This window comes from Rhizobium sophoriradicis, assembly GCF_003939025.1.
Taxonomy (GTDB): Bacteria; Pseudomonadota; Alphaproteobacteria; order Rhizobiales; family Rhizobiaceae; genus Rhizobium; species Rhizobium sophoriradicis.
Genome location: NZ_RQIH01000007.1, coordinates 194,834 through 212,867 on the forward strand (window position 1 = coordinate 194,834; position 18,034 = coordinate 212,867).

Genomic DNA, 18,034 nt, shown 5'->3' on the forward strand with positions numbered 1-18,034 from the left:
GGCATCATCGAGCTTGTGCGAGCACTCTCAGCGAACGAGAATGTTGCGGAACTGCCACGGATCCTTGGTGTCGATATCCTCTGGGAAGAGGCCCGGACGGCCGTCGAGCGGGGTCCAGTCGGTGTAATGACCTTCGACCGGGCCGAGATAGGGCATCTGCACTTCGAGGCAGCGCTTGTAGTCGATCTCGTCGGCTTCGACGATGCCGGCCGTCGGGTTTTCCAGCGCCCAGACCATGCCGGCGAGAACAGCTGATGTGACCTGCAGGCCGGTGGCGTTCTGATAGGGCGCGATGCGGCGGGTTTCCTCGAGCGATAGTCGCGAGCCATACCAATAAGCGTTCTTCTCATGGCCGTAGAGCAGAACGCCGAGTTCGTCGATGCCGTCCTCCAGTTCGTCCTCATCGAGAACGTGATGGACCGGCTGCGGCGTGCCACCATTGCCGAACATCTCGTGCAGGGAGAGCACGGCGTCATTGGCCGGATGGTAGGCGTAGTGGCAGGTCGGGCGGAAGGTCACTTCGCCGTCCTTGTCGCGGACCGTGAAATAATCGGCGATCGAGATCGACTCGTTATGGGTGACGAGGAAGCCGTACTGCGGGCCGGGCGTCGGGCACCAGGTGCGCACGCGGGTGTTGGCGCCCGGCTGCTCCAGGTAGATCGCCGCCTTGTTGCCCTTCTTGTGCTGCTTGGCGTTCTTCGGCATCCATTCTTCATGGGTGCCCCAGCCGAGTTCGGCCGGCTGCATGCCTTCGGAGATGAAGCCTTCGACGGACCAGGTGTTCCAGAAGACGTTGAGCGGCTTCGGATGCTTGGTGCGCTGGGTGTCGCGCTCGGCAATGTGGATGCCCTTGACGCCGAGCTTCTTCATCAGCTTCGCCCAGCCTTCGCGATCGTGCTGGTCCGGTTCCTCGAACTTCAGGCCGATGTCATTGGCGAGGTTGACGAGCGCCTGCTTGACGAACCAGGAAACCATGCCCGGGTTGGCGCCGCAGGTCGAGACAGCGGTGGCGCCGCCCGGGTTCTTGGCCTTTTCCTTGCGCACGGTTTCGCGCAGCGCATAGTTGGTGCGGTCGGCGTTGCTCATGCCCTTGTCGAAATAGAAGCCGAGCCAGGGCTCGACGACCGTGTCGATGTAGAGGACGTCGAGCTTGCGGCAGAGCTTGATAATGTCGAGCGAGGAAGTGTCGACCGAGAGGTTGACGCAGAAACCCTGGCCTTCGCCTTCCGTCAGGAGCGGCTTCAGCAGCTCCTTGTAATTGTCCTTGGTGACATATTCCTTGATGTGGCGGACGCCGTGCTTCTTCAGAATTTCCATGTCGGAGGGTTCTTCACGTGGGTCGATGACGACCATCCGGCTTTTGTCGAATTTGAAGTGGCGCTCGATCAGCGGCAGGGTGCCGCGGCCAATGGAGCCAAAGCCGATCATCACGATCGGACCGGTAATTTCGGCATATACCGGGTGGTTCTTGTCCGTCATTCTTTTCTCCTGTGGAAGGGGACGAAGGCGTTCAGCCTGAAGAATTCTTTTTTGAAATTGCCGCAGAAATGCGAGGTGACCGGCTCTAACCACAAAACGGCGTCACAATAAAGAGTGTTGACCGGGAAAGGTCGAATATCGGGACGAGATCATCTAACCGAAAATCAACGTTTCAGAATTTCAAGCCCTTCGGCGGTCGTCGTCATGGCAAGCTCGGTAATCTCGTATTCAGCGACGTTGTGGATGGTGAAGGGGTCCGCTGCCACATAAGCCTCGATTGCGGCGCGCTCGCCGATTGCGAGGATAGCGCCGCCGGTGCGCGGCACCTTGCGGCCGGAGGCGAGAAACCAGCCCTTGGCATAACCCTCCTTCACCCAGGCCATGTGCGGCTCCATGTGCCTGTCGGCTTCCTCGTTGGACTTACGATAGGTGAGGGAGAGAATGAACATTTTCAGTTCCTGACAAGTTTGGCGCGGATCAGGCCGCGCAGCGAGTTGCCGATATAAAGCGTGCCGGCATCGAGTTCGGCCAGTGTGAGGCGGCCGACACGCGCCTTGCGCGTGCAAATGAGTTCGGTGCGCAGCACGCCCGCAAGCAGGCCGCAGGAGATCGGCGGAGTGCGCAGCGTGCCGGTTCCGTCATCCAGGAAGACGGAGGTGATGGTGCCCTCGCAAACCTCGCCGCGCTCGTTCAGCAGGATGACTTCGTCGGCCTCATCCGGCGCATATTCGGCTCGCGCCACCTCGTAGACGGCGCGGCGGGTGGTCTTGTGGCGTAGCAGCCTGTCGGTGGAATCAAGACGGGTCTCGGCGATGCGCACCGTCCAGACCGTCTCCGGCGCCAGCGGCACGAAAGCCGCGCTCGTTACCTCGATGCGACCCTGCGCGTCGAAGGTCAGGCGGATGCGCAGCGGACCGGCGGCGCCCGCAACGGCGTCCTCGAGCTTGGCGGCGGCATCGACCGGCTGCGGGAAGCCAAGGCGACGGGCGGAGCGGGAAAGCCGGGCGAAATGCAGCCGCAGGCGGATGAAGCCGTCGCCAGGCTGCCAGCGCAGCGTCTCGATCAACGAAAAATCCGTCATCGCGCGATCCATTGGTCGCCGACGGCGAAGCGGGCCTTGAGCAGGCATTCCTCATATTCGGCCTCGGCGGTCGAATCGAAGACGATGCCGCCGCCGACATTAAAGACAGCCCTGCCGCCGTCAAAAAGCGTGATGGTGCGGATCGCGACGGAAAAACGCATGGCGCCGCTCGGCGAGATCATGCCGATCGCGCCACAATAGGCGTCGCGGGGAGCATCCTCCAGCGCGTGGAGGATTTCCATCGCCCGCATCTTCGGTGCGCCGGTGATCGAACCGCAGGGAAAGAGGGCGGAGAAGATGTCGCGGATCGAAAGGCCGGGGATGAGCCTTGCCTGCACATGGCTGACCATCTGGTGGACGGTCGGATATGTCTCGACATCGAAGAGCTTCGGGACATCGAGCGTGCCGACCTCGGTGATGCGTGAGATATCGTTGCGCAGCAGATCGACGATCATGCGGTTTTCGGCCTGCGTCTTGATATCATTGCGCATGGCTTCGATGATTTCGGCATCCTCGGCGGCGGTGGCGCCGCGTTTGGCCGTGCCTTTCATCGGATGGGTCTCGATCCAGCCTTGCTCATCGGTGCGGAAGAACAGTTCGGGCGAGCGCGACAGGATGACGGGGCCGCCGAGATCGACCAGCGCACCATATTTGACCGGTTGGCGTTCGATCAGCGACCAGAAGGCGGCATGCGGATCGCCATTCCAGCGGGTCTCGACTGGCATGGTGAGGTTCGCCTGGTAGGCGTCGCCGAGCCTGAGATGCTCGTGAAGACGGTCGAAACGCTCTTTATATATAGGGAAATCCCAAGCGGCTTTCGGGGCCGTGAGGAATTCCTCGTTTTCCAGACGCTGTTTCGGCTGGGCAAGCGGGTGTGTGTCCGCTTGCGGGGCTTCGAAGACGCCGAAAAGGAGAAGCGGTGTTTCGCGGATTTCGTCGGCGAAGGAGGCGAGTTTGTCCTCGAAAAGGTATCCGGCCTCGTAGGCCATGTAACCGGCGAGCCATTTGCCTGCGGCCTTTGCTTCTTCCATGCGGGCGAGGCCGGCAAAGAATTCGGTGCTCGTCCTGGCGACGATGAGTTCCGACGGCTTAGCGAAAAGCATCACCTGGCCGGTCGTGTCGTCGCGGAAGAGAATATAGGGTTGATCGGACACGCAACGCTTTCAGTTGTTCTGCTCCCCATGGCTCGGATGCGATCGGGAGCGTCAGACATTTTCTCTCTTCTCCCCTCGGGGAGAAGATGCCCGAAGGGCAGATGAGGGGTGGAGCGAAGCGACGTCCTGAGCATATGCGAAGGAGAGCGGCTGCCGTGCAGCCCCCTCATCCGCCTGCCGGCACCTTCTCCCCGAGGGGAGAAGGGACTCGCTCTCTTAAGCCTTATCCAAAGCTTCCAGTTCGTCGATCAGCCCTTCAATCATCGACAGGCCGTGGCTCCAGAACGACGGATCGGTGGCGTCGAGGCCGAAAGGCTTCAAAAGTTCCGAATGATGCTTGGTGCCGCCGGCCTTCAGCAGTTCGAAATACTTCTCCTGGAAACCCGTCTCGGCCTTCTGGTAGACGGCATAGAGCGAATTCACCAGGCAATCGCCGAAGGCATAGGCGTAGACATAGAAGGGCGAGTGGATGAAATGGGGGATATAGGCCCAATAGGTCTCGTAGCCCTCGGAGATGCTGATCGCCGGCCCGAGGCTTTCGGACTGGACGGAGAGCCAGAGTTCGCCGATGTCGTCGGCGGTGAGTTCACCTGATTTGCGGGCAGTGTGCAGCTTACGCTCGAATTCGTAGAAGGCGATCTGGCGCACGACCGTGTTGATCATGTCCTCGACCTTCTGGGCGAGCATCGCCTTGCGCTCACGCTTGTCGGTGGTCTTTTCGAGGAGCGCGCGGAAGGTCAGCATCTCGCCGAAGACGGAGGCGGTTTCGGCAAGCGTCAGCGGCGTCTGGCACATCAGCGCTCCCTGCGCGCCGGCCAGAACCTGGTGCACGCCGTGGCCGAGTTCATGGGCAAGCGTCATCACGTCGCGCGGCTTGCCCAAGTAATTGACGAGCACATAGGGATGGGCCGAGGGAACCGTCGGATGGGCGAAGGCGCCGGGCGCCTTGCCGGGGCGGACCGGGGCGTCGATCCATTGTTCGTCGAAGAAGCGCCTGGCGATATCAGCCATCTCAGGAGCGAAATTGCCGTAGGCCGACAGCACCGTGTCCTTCGCGTCGGACCAGGAGATGACGGCGCTGGAGGTTTCCGGAAGCGGCGCGTTGCGGTCCCAGAAGTTCATCTGCTCCATGCCGAGCCATTTAGCCTTCATCTTATAATAGCGGTGCGAAAGGCGGGGATAGGCTTCGCGAACGGCGGCGGCGAGCGCGTCGACGACCTCGCGTTCGACCCGGTTTGCGAGGTGCCTGGAGTCGGCAATGTCCTCGAAGCCGCGCCAGCGGTCGGAAATATCCTTGTCCTTGGCAAGCGTGTTGGTGATCAGCGTGAAGATGCGGATATTGGCCTTGAATGTTTCGGCGAGCGCCATGGCGGCCTTGCGGCGCACTTCCGGATCCTTCTCCTGCAACATGTTCAAGGCGACCTCGAGCGGCACTTTCTCGCCATCGATCTCGTAGCGGAGTTCCGCCATGGTTTCGTCGAACAGGCGATTGAAGGCGGCGGCCGAAGTCATCGACTTCTCGAGGAAGAGCTGCTCCAGCCTGTCGTCGAGTTGATACGGTTTGTCTTTCCTGAGATCGATGAGCCAGGGACGATAATGGCCGGCATCGGGGTCGCTGGCGATGCAGGCGTCGATGACCGCGTCGTCGATGCGGTTCAGCTCCAACGCGAAGAACAGGAGATGGCCCGAGAATTCGGTGAGCTTGGCCTGCACGTCGCCGTAGAGCTTGCCGTTGGTCGGGTTTGTGGTGTCGGAGAAATAGGTTAGGCCGGCAAAGGAGCCGAGCCGGCCCATAATGTCATCAAGCGCTTCATATTCTTTCAGCGCCGCGCCGATGCCCTCGGTGCCGGTTTTCGTCGCGGCCTCGGCAAGTTTGCCCTTCCACCTTTCCTCGAAGGTGATTGCGGCCTTGCCCGCCTTTTCCATGTCGGCGACGAAGGCGGTTGACGTGGCGGAGGGGTAAAGGTCCTGCAGCTTCCAGACCGGCAGATCGCCGAGCGCCGGATCGGCGGGCCCGGCTGGGGCTGCAGGCGACAAACGAAGGCTGGCGTGCTGGAGCTTGATTTTCATGAACGCAATTCCTCTCCACTTTATTACAGGTCTGTTTGAATAAGCGTGAGAAGGCGCCGCATCAAGGGCCTTTCGGCCCATCGAAGGCCCCGCTTCGGCACGAAAAACGGCCGTCGCAATCGTTAAAATGCAATTATTTCTCAAAACTGGATGTTCAAGCCTTTCTGCCAGAGTGCCCTCCAAGGTTTCGCATGAAGTGGAGCGACAATGACCGGTTACAATGAGCTCAAGGGAGCAGGGCAAATACTCGTGGTCGAAGACGACCCGGTGCAGCGCCGCCTGCTCAAAAACGCAATCGAGCGTCACGGCCATGTCGTGCACCAGGCGGAGAACGGCCGGATCGGCCTGGAAATGGTCAAGCGCGACAGCGGCCTTTTCAACGTCATCGTGCTCGATCTGATGATGCCGGAGATGACCGGCCTTGAATTCCTCGACGCGCTTCACGAATTCGGCACGCAGATCCCGGTCATCGTGCAGACGGGCCAAGGCGGCATCGAAACCGTGGTACAGGCGATGCGCGCCGGCGCCTTCGATTTCGTCGTCAAGCCGGTCTCTCCCGAACGCATCGCCACGTCGATCTCCAATGCAATGAAGCTCGACCAGCGCGAGGTCAAGGCACGGGCTGGACGCCGGTCGCGCTCGGGCGCGGTAGGTTTCGACGACATCGTCTCGGCAAGCCCGGCGATGATCCGCGTCATCGATCTCGCTCAGCGGGCGGCTCAATCCAACATTCCCGTCGTGCTCGAAGGTGAATCCGGCGTCGGCAAGGAGCTGGTGGCACGCGCCATCCAGTCCGGCGGCGAACGCTCGAACAAGCCGTTCGTCACCGTCAATTGCGGGGCGATCCCGCACAACCTTGTCGAAAGCATTCTCTTCGGCCACGAGAAGGGCGCCTTCACCGGCGCGACCGAACGTCACATCGGCAAGTTCATGGAGGCCGACGGCGGCACCATCTTCCTCGACGAGATCGGCGACCTGCCCCTCGAAGTACAGGTGAAGCTGCTGCGCGCGGTGCAGCAGGGCGAGATCGAGACCGTCGGTGCGCGCACTGCCCACAAGGTCAATGTCCGGCTGATCTCGGCGACCAACAAGGATCTGATCGAAGAGGTCAAGAATGGCCACTTCCGCGAGGATCTCTACTATCGCCTCAATGTCTTCCCGATCACCATCCCGGCGCTGCGCAAGCGCAAGGAAGACATTCCGCACCTGGTGCGCGTCTTTGCCGACCGCTTCTCCAGCGAGCAGAAGAACGGCCGCCGCATGACGGTGAACTCAGGCGCGCTGGCGCTGCTGACCGCCTATGACTGGCCGGGCAATATCCGCCAGCTCGAAAACGCGATCTTCCGCGCGGTCGTTCTCGCCGAGGGGCCGGAGCTGACCGAGGCGGACTTCCCGCAGATCGCCGCCCAGCTTCCGGAATATGAAGTGGTGGATCACCTGGCGCTCGTCGCCGACAATACCGGCCTCGACCCGGACGAAGCCTATAGCGAAGAATACCGGGCGCCGATGCAGGGGGAGGTTCACCACCACCGCCTGTCCGAGACCCCCGAAAATGCAATCGCCAGCGTCAACCCCTCAGGCGACGTGCGCAAGCTTGCCGATGTCGAGGAGGAGCTCATCCGATTCGCACTCAAATTCTATCGCGGACAGATGAGTCAAGTGGCGCGCAAGCTTGGCATCGGACGATCCACACTTTATCGCAAACTCAAAGATTACGGCATCGACCCCGATAATCCCCAGAAAGATGCGGCTTAAGCCCTATTTATTAAGACTCAGGCAACCACGATTTGTTACTGATCATAAACCACTTGTTAGTGGCTCGTTCACTATGTAAAGAAAAGGTTGATCATGTGTGGCATTTTTGCCATCGTGTGACCGCATTTGACAGTCATCTGAGACAGTACGGGACATTGTCTGTCTGACGGGGATCGAGTTGCCGAATCTGAATGGGAATTCCAAGCCTTCGCGCTTGAGCTGGCGTTCTTTGTGCGCCGACATCTGCGGAAAGGCAGTGAGGACGGCGGCGGCCGCCCTTCTTGCGCTTGCGGTTTCCTCGCCGGTATTCGTCAGTACGCCGTCTCAGGCAGCGGGCGACACCCGCAGCCTCAAGCTCTATTTCATCCATACCGGCGAAAAAGCCGTCATCACCTACAAGCGCAACGGCAAGTTCGACCCCAAGGGTCTGGAGCAGCTGAACCGCTTTCTGCGCGACTGGCGCAAGAACCAGCCGACGAAGATGGATCCACGCCTGTTCGACCTGATCTGGGAAGTCTATCGCCAGAGCGGTTCACGGGACTACATCAACGTCGTCTGCGGTTTCCGCTCGCCGGCGACCAATGAAATGCTGCGCGGCCGCTCACGCAAATCCGGCGTTGCCGAAAAGAGCCAGCACATGCTCGGCAAGGCGATGGACTTCTTCATTCCCGACGTCAAGCTGGCGACGCTTCGCGCCATCGGCATGAAGATGCAGGTCGGCGGTGTCGGCTTCTATCCGAAGTCCGGTTCGCCCTTCGTGCATATGGACGTCGGCGGTGTTCGCGCCTGGCCGCGCATGAGCCGCGACGAGCTTGTCCGGCTTTTCCCGAACGGCAATACCATCCATATTCCGGCCGACGGCAAGCCGCTGCCGGGCTATCAGCAGGCAATGGCCGACTACAAGCGCCGCGCCAGCGGCACGCAGATCGAGATCGCCAGCGCTTCCGAATCGGCACCGAAGCACAAGACGCTGTTTGAGGCGCTTTTCGGTGGCGGAGCCGACGAGCAGGAAGACGATTCCGACGATTCGGCCCCGGTCGCCGTCGCCAAGGCAACGCCGCCGAAGGCCGAGCCTGCCCCTGCCGAGCCGCAGCAGACCGAGGTCGCCGATGTGAACGCGCCGGTGCCGCAGGTTCGTCCGGCATTCAGCAACCAGCCGGCCGGCAGCGAAGTGGCAAACGCGCTGGTCGCGCCGTCTTCGGGTAATGCCGCGCAGCAGGCTCTAGCCGCCGCGCTCCCGGCCGATCAGGCCCAGCCGCAGCAATTCGCCGATCTCAGCGCCTACAGCATCCCGGTTCCCTCGCTTCTTGGTCAGCGCCGCGCGCCCGGCGATGCCGAAGTCGCGTCGACCGATCCCGCCATGTCGAACGGCATGCCGGTTCCGACGCCGGTCGAACGTCCTGCCCTTGCCGAGAAGCTTCTCGCTGCGGCCAATGCCGATCCGGAAGCAGAGGCCGACGAGGCCGATCAGGACGGCGGACTGTCTCCTGCCCTTGCCGATGCGCTCGACCAGCAGAACAAGGGTGACGAAAACCAGGTCGCCGCGCATGCGCCCGAGATGACGGTGGAGCAGGCGATCAACGCGGCGATGCCGCAACAGACGCCTGCCCAGAAACCGTCGCTTCAACTCGCAGCCCTGGCGCCAGCAACAAAGTCGGCAAGCTTCGGCGACGCCTTCGACGAACCGGCCGCCGAAAACGCCGTGGTGCCGGCTCTTCCCACCAAGGGTGGCCGCCCGACGCAGAAGCAGGCCGCCGCAGCAGACGCCAGCCGCGCGACGGTGCGTACCGAGCCGAAGCTGACGCAGAAGATGATTTCGCAGTGGGCGCTGACCAATGCCCGTCTCGAAATGGCCTCCAAGCAGGTCAAGGCGCCGCGCTTCGTCAGCCAGACGATGCGCGCCCAGCCGACCGCCGTCTATGCCGAAGGCTTCAACGTCAAGACCGCTTCGGTCGATCCGGCTCGCTTTAGTGGCACGGCCGTCAACTTCATGGAAGTGCGCAAGTTCAACACGAACTGAGCGTGCCGATCATCGGAATATCGAAAAACCGCTGGAGCAATCCGGCGGTTTTTCTTTTGGTTGGTTCGATCGGACTCTGTCGATGTTCGGCCCGGCGCGTTTTCCGCAAAAGAAAAGCCGCCGGATTGCTCCAGCGGCTTGTCGACATATCAGCGATACCAGTCGGATCAGCCTTCCGGCGGGGACTCGATCATGCCGAGCGCGTGCAGGTAGGTGTCGAGGATCGCTTCCTCTTCCATGCGCTCCTGCTCGTCCTTTTTGCGCAACGCCACGACCTTCTTCAGGATCTTGGTGTCGAAGCCCATTCCCTTGGCTTCGCCGTAGACGTCCTTGATGTCGTCGGCGATTGTCTTTTTTTCTTCTTCCAGCCGTTCAATGCGCTCGATGAAAGCGCGAAGCTGGTCGCGGGCGACGCCATGAGCATCAGACATCGTGTTCTCCTGATTGGGATGATCATTTTGGATGCCCGTGACTGCCGCGAAGCGGCGCGAGGGTCAAGCCTATTCGCCGCGTGATGGGCTATTTGTGCGGGTTGTTCAGTTCAAAAGCGGCCTTTTGCACAGGCGAGGCCTCGTTTTGGTGGAGATTTTTCCAGTCCTCGTAAGTCATGCCGTAGACCATTTCGCGCGATTCGTCCTTCGTCACTGCCACACCCTCGGCCTCGGCCGCTTCGCGATACCAGTTCGACAGGCAGTTGCGGCAGAAGCCGGCCAGGTTCATCAAGTCGATGTTCTGCACGTCGCTGCGCTCACGAAGATGCGCGACGAGGCGGCGGAAGGCGGCGGCTTCGAATTCGGTCTGCTGTTCTTTGCTGAGCGCGGTCATCTCGCTTTCCTTCATTCAATAGGGGCCGGTGCGCGACGGATGGACGTCGTATTCGTGCAGGGCAGGATCGGCGTTCATCGCCGCAAAGATCGGCGCAAGGCGTTCGGCCCATGCAGCAATCCCGGTCTCGTCTGCGATCAGATCCTGGCGCACTTCGAGCAGCGCATGCGGGATGCCGGTTATCATGCAGTGCCGGTACATGGTATCGCCCTTCAGGGCGCCGTCATAGGGCTCGTTGTCGCCGACGAAGAGGTCCGGATCGGCGCGTAGCATGTCGAGCAGCGGGCCGACGGCGCGTCGGTCGCTGTCCCAGAGGACTGCGGCATGCCAGGGACGGGGGATCCCTTTCCATGCCGGCGTGAAGGAATGCAGCGACAGCACCAGCGGCGCCCGGCCGGCGGCATTCGCCACCTTATCGATCGTTGCCGCCACGGCATTGTGATAGGGGCGATGGAAAGTCTCGATACGATACTCCCACTCCTGCCGCCCGATCGGATGATTGCCCGAGATGACGGCCCCGTCGGAAATCCTCATGATCAGCGTCGGATCATCCTCGCCGCGGTTCGGGTCGATCAGCAGGCGCGAGAAGCCGCCAAGCACCGCGGGCACGCCGAGTCTCGCCGAGAGCTGCCGCGTCAGGCCCTCGATCCCGATGTCATAGGCGATGTGGCGGGCAAAGGCCGCATCGGGCAGGCCGAGCCGGCCATATCGCGCGGGGAGGCGGTTCATCGCGTGATCGGCGAGGATCACCATGCCTTTGTCATGTTTGCCGGGTAGGATTTCGAAGGATTGGAAGTCGTCCATGAAGGATTTGCCATTCGTCATTGCGCAGTCGGCCTCACTGATCGCATGGGGCTGCCGCCGGTTCAAGCGCGACAAGCGGCGAGAACGGAGACGACCCTTGACGCGCAGTTTATGAAAGGAAATATAATCGATTAGCATCGCGTTGACTTTCGCATGACGGCGGCGCAAGAAGACACGGATACGAATAACCGTGGAGCTATTTGGGAGCCGTGTTGATTCAAGCCGCGCCAAGTTTCCGCACGCGGTCCGGACCGCTGGTCCGACTCGCTCTGTTCGCTCTTGCAGCTTTTATGCCGTTCTTCATCGCAGATGCCGCACGCGCCGATTTTCGCGTCTGCAACGGAACACAGAATCTCGTCGGCGTTGCGATCGGATACAGGGCCAAGGATGGCTGGGTCACGGAAGGCTGGTGGCAAGTGCCGGCAACGACCTGCGCCACGCTGATCGAGGGAGAACTGCAGTCGCGTTATTATTACCTCTACGCAGAGGACGCCGCCCGGGGAGGACGATGGACGGGGGATGTCCAGATGTGCGTGGCGGAAAATGAGTTCAAGATCTCGGGTGTGCAGGATTGTTATGCCCGCGGTTACCAGAAGATGGGATTCAAGGAATACGACACCGGCCGTCAGGGCAGCTGGATGGTCCAACTCTCCGACACCCCAGGGACGCAAGAAAGCCAGAATTGATGAAGCGTAATCGCAAAATTAAAATCCTCGCCACCCTCGGGCCCGCCTCCTCCGAGGAATCGATGATCGAGAAGCTGCACCAGGCCGGTGCCGATGTCTTCCGCATCAATATGAGCCATGCGAGCCACGACCTGATGCGTACGCTCATCCAGCGTATCCGCTCGGTCGAGGCCCGCTCCGGCCGGCCGATCGGCATTCTGGCCGACCTGCAGGGGCCGAAACTGCGCGTCGGCAAGTTCGTCGACAGCAAGGTCGATCTGAAGCCCGGCCAGACTTTCACGCTCGACAACAACGAAGCGCTCGGCGACCAGACCCGTGTCTATCTGCCGCACCCGGAAATCCTGGAATCGGTGCAGCCCGGCCATCGCCTGCTGATCGACGACGGCAAGCTCGCGCTCCGCGCCGAAAAATGCGACGGCAAGAGCATCGTCACGACGGTTATATCCGGTACCCGCATTTCCGACCGCAAGGGTGTCAGCCTTCCCGACACGCTGCTCGGCGTCGGCTCACTGACGGACAAGGACCGCGCCGACCTCGACGCCGTGCTTGCCACGGACGATGTCGACTGGGTGGCGCTGTCCTTCGTCCAGCGTCCCGACGACCTTGCCGAAGTGCGCAAGATCGCCCGTGGCCGTGTCGGCCTGATGTCGAAGATCGAAAAGCCGCAGGCCCTCGAGCGCATCGAGGAAATCATCGAGCTTTCCGATGCCTTGATGGTCGCCCGCGGCGATCTCGGTGTCGAAATGCCGCTCGAATCGGTTCCCGGCATCCAGAAGCAGCTGATCCGCGCCTGCCGCCGTTCGGGCAAGCCGGTCGTCGTCGCCACGCAGATGCTGGAATCGATGATCTCGGCGCCGGTGCCGACGCGCGCCGAAGTGTCGGACGTTGCGACCGCCGTCTTCGAAGGTGCCGATGCCGTCATGCTCTCGGCCGAATCGGCTTCGGGCGATTATCCGATCGAAGCCGTCTCGACCATGGCGTCGATTGCCACGGCCATCGAGCGCGAGCCGCATTATCCCGGCATCATCTATGCCCAGCGCGCCCAGCCGGAAGCGACCGGCGCCGATGCGATCTCGCTTGCGGCCCGCCAGATCGCCGAAACGCTGAAGCTGTCGGCGATCGTCTGTTATACCTCGTCGGGCACGACAGGCCTTCGCGCCTCGCGCGAGCGTCCGCAGGTGCCGATCCTGGCGCTGTCGCCGATCATCAAGACGGCGCGCCGGCTTGCCATCGTCTGGGGCCTGCATTGCGTCGTCACCCATGACGCCACCGATCTCGACGACATGGTCAACCGCGCCTGCCGCATCGTTGCGGACGAAGGCTTCGGCAAGCCGGGCGACCGCATCATCATCTCGGCCGGCGTGCCGCTCGGCACGCCCGGCGCCACCAACATGATCCGCATTGCCTATATCGGTTCCGACGGCCAGAGCGGCATCTGATCCGATCGCGTCCGTTCGAAAGCCCGCTGCCTCGAGGAGGCGGCGGGCTTTTTCGTTGATAGGGTATCATTGCCAAGAGCTCCTGGGCGTGCAAGTTTCGACCGGTGGATTGGGAGGGATCGTCATGGATATCGTCACGCTTGCCGCCTTTGCAGCCGTTTCCTTTGTCGGTATTGCGACGCCGGGGCCAACAGTGCTGCTGGCCCTGACCAACGGTTCGCGGCATGGTCTGCGCCGGGCAATTGCCGGAATGATCGGCGCGGTGCTTTCCGATTTCGTGCTGATCGGCGCCGTGGCGGTCGGGCTCGGCGCGCTGCTGGCGGCATCCGAATTCTGGTTCTCGATGCTGAAATGGGCGGGTGCTGCTTACCTTGCCTTTCTCGGCATCATGCTGCTGCGCTCGAGAGGCGGGATCGATGCGGCGTTGCAAGCAGGTGCGCCGGCCGGCGCGGCGTCGACTTTCTCGATCGGCCTGAAGAGTTTCATGGTCGCGGCGACCAATCCGAAGGGCTATCTGTTCTTCTCGGCTTTCCTGCCGCAGTTTATCGATCCTACCCAGCCGCAGGCAGGGCAATATGCGCTGCTGGCGCTGGTCTTTGCCGCGCTCGATTTCGTCATCATGTTCGGCTACGCGTTCTTCGGTTCGCAGGCGGTGCGTTTCCTGAAGAGCTCAGGCACCCTTTGGCTGGAGCGGGCCTGCGGCGGCGCGCTCCTGGCGCTTGCGGGCTCGCTTGCCTTCTATCGCCGAGCGACCGTTTGACGTCAGCGTCAGGGAAGGGACAGGTGACCGACGCGATAGGCCTGCGTCTGCGCGCCGATCTCTGGAATCTCTCGCCATAGCCTGAAGCGCACTCGCGTCCATGTCGTCGGTTCGAAGCCGGAGACGGAGGCGAGCGCGCCGCCTGCCGCAACCTCGGCTTCAGCCTGCGCGCTTTCGGCCCGCCGGATATCAGCGAGGGGCGCGTAAGGCTCAGTCAACAGGATATCGCGGGTCGCGAATCTTGCAGCAGCGATCTCAGCCGAAAGCTCGGCCTGCCAGACAATCCAGGTTCTGACCGTAGGCCAGCCGAAGGCGCCGGTCAGGGCTTCGAATCCCGCGCCGCAGAGAAAGTCGCTTGCCCCTTCCGGTTTCTGCCAGAGATAGAAGGGCGCATAGAGATTGTCGCGGCTGGCGCATTCGCCTCGGCGGGCGCCGAGATAGGCTTTGAAGCCGAGATTGGGAAAACCGTCTAGCAGCGGCCCCTTGTCGCGGATGCGTCGGTCGACGATCGACATGTCGTAATCGGCGGGCAGGGTGAAGCTGTATTGCATGGCAATCATGAGCGTTCCCCTGCTGCCCGCAGCCGCCAGTCGGGATCCGTCATCTGCGCGATACCGTTGCCGAAGGACCAGTCTTCCGGGGCGCTGGTGCTGATGACGATCATCACGTCTTCCGGCCGAAGACCCGGCGATTGCGCCAGGAGATCGACAAGCCGGCGATAGAGCGCCGCCTTCATCTCGGCCGTTCGGGGTCGGCCGATGGTGATCGAGATATAGACGAAATCGCCGGAGCGCGGGCCGGCGAGATAGCTGCTGTCGAAGATCAGCTCGTTCTCATCATGCTGGTGGATGGCCTGGAAGCGATCGTCCTCAGGCACGTCGAAGGTCTTGACCAGGGCGCGCTGGATGGCGTCGGCGAGTGCCGCGAGATAGTCCGGCGACTTGCCTTTGCGAAGGGAAATGCGAACAAAGGGCATCGGGATCTCCATTGTTGGGGCCGTCCGGCGGCCTTGACAACAGCACCATCGCACGGCACGATGATGCTGAAAATCAGAATATTTTGGATAAATAATCCCGAAAATCTGGACTGTGTGATGCGGCGGACCATCTTCGATCTTGACGTGCTTCGAACCTTTTCGACCGGCATGGAGCTCGGCAATTTTGCCAAGGCGGCCGAAAGGCTCGGGCGTTCGACCTCGGCGGTCAGCGCGCAGCTGAAGAAGCTGGAGGAACAGGCGGGCACGCCGATCTTCCGCAAGGCGGGGCGCGGGCTGGCGCTGACCGATGCCGGTGAGACGATGCTCGGCTATGCCAGGCGGCTGTTGGAACTCAACGACGAGGCGGCCGCCGCCGTGCACAGCATCGAGCTGGAGGGCTGGGTGCGGCTTGGGCTGCAGGAGGATTTCGGAGAGACCTTGTTGCCCGAGGTGCTCGGCCGTTTCGCCCGCGCCCATCCGAAGGTCCGCATCGAGGCGCGGGTGGCACGCAATACCGAACTGCTCGAGCGCGTCACATCAGGCAAGCTCGATCTGGCGCTTGCCTGGAGCGACGGCGCGATGACGGCACATTGCGAGCGAATCGGCGAAGTGCCGATGTGCTGGATCGGGCCTGTCGAGGGGCCGCTCGGCTGGCATGCGGCCAGCGGCGAACCGATGCCGCTCGCTTCGCTGGAGGCGCCGTGCCTGTTGCGCACCGCGGCGACAAAGGCGCTTGATGCGGCCGGCATTTCCTGGCGGCTCGCCTTCGTCAGTGCAAGTCTCGGCGGCCTCTGGGCGGCGACGGCAGCCGGCCTCGGTCTCACCATCCGCACGCCAATCGGCCTGCCGGCGAAGCTCCGGCCGCTGACGCCCGCGACGCTCGGCCTGCCCGACCTGCCGAAGCTTGGTCTGGTCCTGCATCGGGCCGAAGCCGAACTGCAACCGGCGGCGGCGCGGCTTGGCGAACTGGTGATGCAATCCGTGCATGAGGCGTTGGTCTCTGCACATTGACCCTTCCTGCTGACGGTTGATCGTGGCATCCGGCTTGAAAGGGCCGGATGCCTCAAGCCTGATGTTGCTGCTGGGCGCTGCGGCGGATCGCCTGCGGCGGCTGGCCGAAAGCGCGCAGGAAGGCGCGGCGCATGCGCTCGCGGTCGGCGAAACCGGTTTCGCGGGCAACGACGTCGATCGGGTGCCGGCCCTGCTCCATCATCAGGCGGGCTGCTTCAAGCCGCAGGTTCTCGACGGCCTTGGCCGGTGATTGTCCGGTTTCGGCGCGGAAGGCGCGGCTGAACTGGCGAGGGCTGAGATGGGCCGCTTCCGCCAATTCTTCGACGGAAAGCGTCGATTTCAGATTGCCGCGGGCGTGGGCGAGCGCCTTCTGGATGCGGTCGGATTTGGGCTCCAGTTCCAGCAGGGCTGAAAATTGCGACTGACCGCCGGCGCGCCTGTGATAGACGACGAGCGTGCGGGCAACGGCGCGCGCTACCTCGAAACCATGGTCCTTCTCGACCATCGCCAAAGCCAGATCGAGACCGGCCGTCATGCCGGCCGAAGTCCAGACCGATCCGTCGACGATGAAGATCCGGTCTTCTTCCATCTTTATTTTGGGATAACGGCTTTGCAGTTCGCGGGAGACATACCAGTGCGTCGTCGCGCGGCGGCCGTCGAGGATACCGGCTTCGGCAAGGAAGAAGGCGCCGGTGCAGATCGAGGCCAGACGACGTGTGGCGGGCAGGGCGGCGCGGATGAAATCGGCTTCCGCAGCATTCGGAAGCCTGATACCCGGTGCTCCGGCCACGATCAGCGTATCGAAGTTCGGCTCGCCGAAGGCCTCCGTCTCCATCACCATACCAAGCGAGTTTGCAATCGGCCCGCCATTTTCGGAGAGGTAGCGGATCTCGTAGACCTTTTCCTCGAGTTCGAGATTGGCGAACTCGAAGGCTGAGATCGCCGCCAGGCTCATGATCTGGAAGCCGGGATAGAGCAGAAAGCCGATTCGCTGCATGGTCATCGAGTCCTGAAAAGAGGATGTCCTGAAAGGTGGTATATATGACATTCAGGTCATTCGCAATCGGGCGTAAGACTCTCCTCAAGCGCAAGGCATCGGGCCGGCGCAATTGAAGGAGACGGGCCATGACGCAGGAACGCAATATACCGGAGCATAGGGGCACGGCGCTGATAACCGGCGCATCTTCGGGCATTGGAGCAATCTATGCCCATAGGCTGGCGAAGCAGGGTTACGACCTGATCATCGTCGCCCGCAACGGCGAGCGGCTGAAGGCGCTGGCAAGCCGGCTGACCGATGAAACCGGCCGGACCGTCGAGACCGTCACCGCCGATCTCGGCAACAGGGCAGACCTTGCCCGCGTCGAAGGCGTGCTTAGGCAAGACCGGAGCATCACGCTTCTCGTCAACAATGCCGGCTTCGGCGGAACGGCGCCGCTGCTTTCCGCCGATGTCGACAAGATGCAGGAGATGATCGAGCTCAACGTCACGGCACTGACGCGGCTGACCTATGCCGCGGTTCCCGGCTTCGTCGCACGCGGCGGCGGCACGATCATCAACATCGCCTCCATCGTCGCGATCGCGCCGGAGCTTCTGAACGGCGTCTACGGCGGTACGAAAGCCTTCGTGCACGCATTCAGCCAGTCGCTGAAGCATGAGCTGGCGGAGAAGAACATCCGCATCCAGGCCGTACTGCCCGGCGCCACGGCAACGGAATTCTGGGGCATCGCCGGCACGCCGGTCGAGCATCTGCCCAACGAGATCGTAATGTCGGCGGAAGACATGGTCGATGCGTCGCTCGCCGGCCTGGAGCAGGGCGAATTCGCGACGATCCCGTCGCTTGAGGATGCCGGTCTGCTTGCCGCCTACGAGCAGGCGCGCCAGGCACTGATGCCGAATCTGTCGCGCGCCGCGCCGGCGAAGCGCTACAACATTGCCTGATTGCCATGGGCAAAGGCCATCCGCGGCTGTTGCGCG

18 protein-coding genes are annotated in these 18,034 nt (G+C 62.2%); 7 read left to right on the top strand and 11 right to left on the bottom strand.

The genetic code is table 11. From position 1 onward, the window contains the following. Nucleotides 1–27: 27 nt before the first annotated feature. The 5 genes from EFR00_RS13670 to EFR00_RS13690 form a co-directional block, all read right to left on the bottom strand. Nucleotides 28–1,479 carry a homospermidine synthase gene (locus EFR00_RS13670; protein WP_077990635.1) on the bottom strand — a complete coding sequence of 484 codons (1,452 nt, stop codon included), beginning with the start codon at nt 1,477–1,479 and terminating at the stop codon, nt 28–30. 164 nt (nt 1,480–1,643) lie between these two features. Continuing rightward, nucleotides 1,644–1,928, bottom strand: coding sequence for a YciI family protein (locus EFR00_RS13675; RefSeq protein ID WP_077990632.1), 285 nt, complete (start codon nt 1,926–1,928; stop codon nt 1,644–1,646). Between the two features lie 2 nt (nt 1,929–1,930). Further along, nucleotides 1,931–2,560 (bottom strand): aminotransferase class IV family protein, encoded by a 630-nt coding sequence (locus EFR00_RS13680; RefSeq protein ID WP_077990858.1) that lies wholly within the window; start codon nt 2,558–2,560, stop codon nt 1,931–1,933. Further along, complete coding sequence (locus EFR00_RS13685) at nt 2,557–3,663, bottom strand: aminodeoxychorismate synthase component I (protein ID WP_210281937.1); 1,107 nt, start codon at nt 3,661–3,663, stop codon at nt 2,557–2,559. Before EFR00_RS13685 ends, EFR00_RS13680 begins: the two co-directional genes overlap by 4 nt. A 267-nt stretch (nt 3,664–3,930) precedes the next feature. Next, nucleotides 3,931–5,784, bottom strand: a complete 1,854-nt coding sequence (locus EFR00_RS13690) for a M3 family oligoendopeptidase (protein ID WP_077990625.1) — start codon at nt 5,782–5,784, stop codon at nt 3,931–3,933. Nucleotides 5,785–5,991: 207 nt separating this feature from the next. On the opposite strand from EFR00_RS13690, the gene EFR00_RS13695 reads away from it, so the two are divergent. Together EFR00_RS13695 and EFR00_RS13700 are read left to right on the top strand one after the other, a co-directional pair. Then, entirely contained in the window at nt 5,992–7,539 is a 1,548-nt protein-coding gene (locus tag EFR00_RS13695; protein ID WP_077990622.1) for a sigma-54-dependent transcriptional regulator, read from the top strand. A gap of 178 nt (nt 7,540–7,717) precedes the next feature. Next, a complete protein-coding gene (locus EFR00_RS13700; protein ID WP_077990619.1) occupies nt 7,718–9,559 on the top strand; it encodes a peptidoglycan L,D-endopeptidase MepK in 1,842 nt (613 codons plus the stop codon). Between the two features lie 167 nt (nt 9,560–9,726). Here EFR00_RS13700 and EFR00_RS13705 read toward each other — a convergent pair whose 3' ends face one another. The 3 genes from EFR00_RS13705 to EFR00_RS13715 form a co-directional block, all read right to left on the bottom strand. Beyond that, a complete protein-coding gene (locus tag EFR00_RS13705) occupies nt 9,727–9,990 on the bottom strand; it encodes a DUF2312 domain-containing protein (protein ID WP_003585771.1) in 264 nt (87 codons plus the stop codon). Between the two features lie 88 nt (nt 9,991–10,078). Then, the gene (locus EFR00_RS13710; RefSeq protein ID WP_009996634.1) at nt 10,079–10,384 is read right to left on the bottom strand and encodes a DUF1244 domain-containing protein; all 306 of its coding nucleotides are present in this window, start codon (nt 10,382–10,384) and stop codon (nt 10,079–10,081) included. A 15-nt stretch (nt 10,385–10,399) separates the two neighbouring features. Next, the gene (locus tag EFR00_RS13715) at nt 10,400–11,188 is read right to left on the bottom strand and encodes an N-formylglutamate amidohydrolase (RefSeq protein WP_077990856.1); all 789 of its coding nucleotides are present in this window, start codon (nt 11,186–11,188) and stop codon (nt 10,400–10,402) included. Between the two features lie 200 nt (nt 11,189–11,388). Between EFR00_RS13715 and EFR00_RS13720 the strand changes: the two genes are divergently transcribed. The 3 genes from EFR00_RS13720 (at nt 11,389) to EFR00_RS13730 (ending at nt 14,073) form a co-directional block, all read left to right on the top strand. After that, entirely contained in the window at nt 11,389–11,874 is a 486-nt protein-coding gene (locus EFR00_RS13720; RefSeq protein WP_086156370.1) for a DUF1036 domain-containing protein, read from the top strand. After that, entirely contained in the window at nt 11,874–13,313 is a 1,440-nt protein-coding gene (gene pyk, locus EFR00_RS13725) for a pyruvate kinase (RefSeq protein ID WP_038691224.1), read from the top strand. Before EFR00_RS13720 ends, pyk begins: the two co-directional genes overlap by 1 nt. Before the next feature lie 124 nt (nt 13,314–13,437). After that, the gene (locus EFR00_RS13730) at nt 13,438–14,073 is read left to right on the top strand and encodes a LysE family translocator (protein WP_009994970.1); all 636 of its coding nucleotides are present in this window, start codon (nt 13,438–13,440) and stop codon (nt 14,071–14,073) included. A gap of 8 nt (nt 14,074–14,081) precedes the next feature. On the opposite strand, the gene EFR00_RS13735 is transcribed toward EFR00_RS13730, so the two are convergent. Both EFR00_RS13735 and EFR00_RS13740 read right to left on the bottom strand, forming a co-directional pair. Further along, complete coding sequence (locus tag EFR00_RS13735; RefSeq protein ID WP_009994969.1) at nt 14,082–14,633, bottom strand: DUF4865 family protein; 552 nt, start codon at nt 14,631–14,633, stop codon at nt 14,082–14,084. Continuing rightward, the gene (locus tag EFR00_RS13740; RefSeq protein WP_009994968.1) at nt 14,630–15,049 is read right to left on the bottom strand and encodes a tautomerase family protein; all 420 of its coding nucleotides are present in this window, start codon (nt 15,047–15,049) and stop codon (nt 14,630–14,632) included. The genes EFR00_RS13735 and EFR00_RS13740 overlap by 4 nt, the downstream gene beginning before the upstream one ends. A gap of 117 nt (nt 15,050–15,166) precedes the next feature. Here EFR00_RS13740 and EFR00_RS13745 point away from each other — a divergent pair, with 117 nt between their 5' ends. Continuing rightward, complete coding sequence (locus tag EFR00_RS13745; RefSeq protein WP_077990617.1) at nt 15,167–16,060, top strand: LysR substrate-binding domain-containing protein; 894 nt, start codon at nt 15,167–15,169, stop codon at nt 16,058–16,060. A 52-nt stretch (nt 16,061–16,112) separates the two neighbouring features. Here the strand turns inward: EFR00_RS13745 and EFR00_RS13750 are convergent, their stop codons facing one another. Further along, entirely contained in the window at nt 16,113–17,057 is a 945-nt protein-coding gene (locus EFR00_RS13750; RefSeq protein ID WP_077990855.1) for a GlxA family transcriptional regulator, read from the bottom strand. Between the two features lie 128 nt (nt 17,058–17,185). Between EFR00_RS13750 and EFR00_RS13755 the strand changes: the two genes are divergently transcribed. Next, nucleotides 17,186–17,998 (top strand): SDR family NAD(P)-dependent oxidoreductase, encoded by an 813-nt coding sequence (locus tag EFR00_RS13755; protein ID WP_038691217.1) that lies wholly within the window; start codon nt 17,186–17,188, stop codon nt 17,996–17,998. Nucleotides 17,999–18,034: the final 36 nt, after the last annotated feature.

What these genes read in the sequence shown, in the direction of transcription:
- EFR00_RS13745 (WP_077990617.1), top strand. Translation starts at nt 15,167, where the DNA reads ATGCGGCGGACCATCTTCGATCTTGACGTGCTTCGAACCTTTTCGACC.
- EFR00_RS13670 (WP_077990635.1), bottom strand. Translation starts at nt 1,479, where the DNA reads ATGACGGACAAGAACCACCCGGTATATGCCGAAATTACCGGTCCGATC.
- pyk (WP_038691224.1), top strand. Translation starts at nt 11,874, where the DNA reads ATGAAGCGTAATCGCAAAATTAAAATCCTCGCCACCCTCGGGCCCGCC.
- EFR00_RS13675 (WP_077990632.1), bottom strand. Translation starts at nt 1,928, where the DNA reads ATGTTCATTCTCTCCCTCACCTATCGTAAGTCCAACGAGGAAGCCGAC.
- EFR00_RS13715 (WP_077990856.1), bottom strand. Translation starts at nt 11,188, where the DNA reads ATGGACGACTTCCAATCCTTCGAAATCCTACCCGGCAAACATGACAAA.
- EFR00_RS13690 (WP_077990625.1), bottom strand. Translation starts at nt 5,784, where the DNA reads ATGAAAATCAAGCTCCAGCACGCCAGCCTTCGTTTGTCGCCTGCAGCC.
- EFR00_RS13730 (WP_009994970.1), top strand. Translation starts at nt 13,438, where the DNA reads ATGGATATCGTCACGCTTGCCGCCTTTGCAGCCGTTTCCTTTGTCGGT.
- EFR00_RS13750 (WP_077990855.1), bottom strand. Translation starts at nt 17,057, where the DNA reads ATGCAGCGAATCGGCTTTCTGCTCTATCCCGGCTTCCAGATCATGAGC.
- EFR00_RS13695 (WP_077990622.1), top strand. Translation starts at nt 5,992, where the DNA reads ATGACCGGTTACAATGAGCTCAAGGGAGCAGGGCAAATACTCGTGGTC.
- EFR00_RS13755 (WP_038691217.1), top strand. Translation starts at nt 17,186, where the DNA reads ATGACGCAGGAACGCAATATACCGGAGCATAGGGGCACGGCGCTGATA.
- EFR00_RS13680 (WP_077990858.1), bottom strand. Translation starts at nt 2,560, where the DNA reads ATGACGGATTTTTCGTTGATCGAGACGCTGCGCTGGCAGCCTGGCGAC.
- EFR00_RS13735 (WP_009994969.1), bottom strand. Translation starts at nt 14,633, where the DNA reads ATGATTGCCATGCAATACAGCTTCACCCTGCCCGCCGATTACGACATG.
- EFR00_RS13705 (WP_003585771.1), bottom strand. Translation starts at nt 9,990, where the DNA reads ATGTCTGATGCTCATGGCGTCGCCCGCGACCAGCTTCGCGCTTTCATC.
- EFR00_RS13740 (WP_009994968.1), bottom strand. Translation starts at nt 15,049, where the DNA reads ATGCCCTTTGTTCGCATTTCCCTTCGCAAAGGCAAGTCGCCGGACTAT.
- EFR00_RS13710 (WP_009996634.1), bottom strand. Translation starts at nt 10,384, where the DNA reads ATGACCGCGCTCAGCAAAGAACAGCAGACCGAATTCGAAGCCGCCGCC.
- EFR00_RS13685 (WP_210281937.1), bottom strand. Translation starts at nt 3,663, where the DNA reads ATGCTTTTCGCTAAGCCGTCGGAACTCATCGTCGCCAGGACGAGCACC.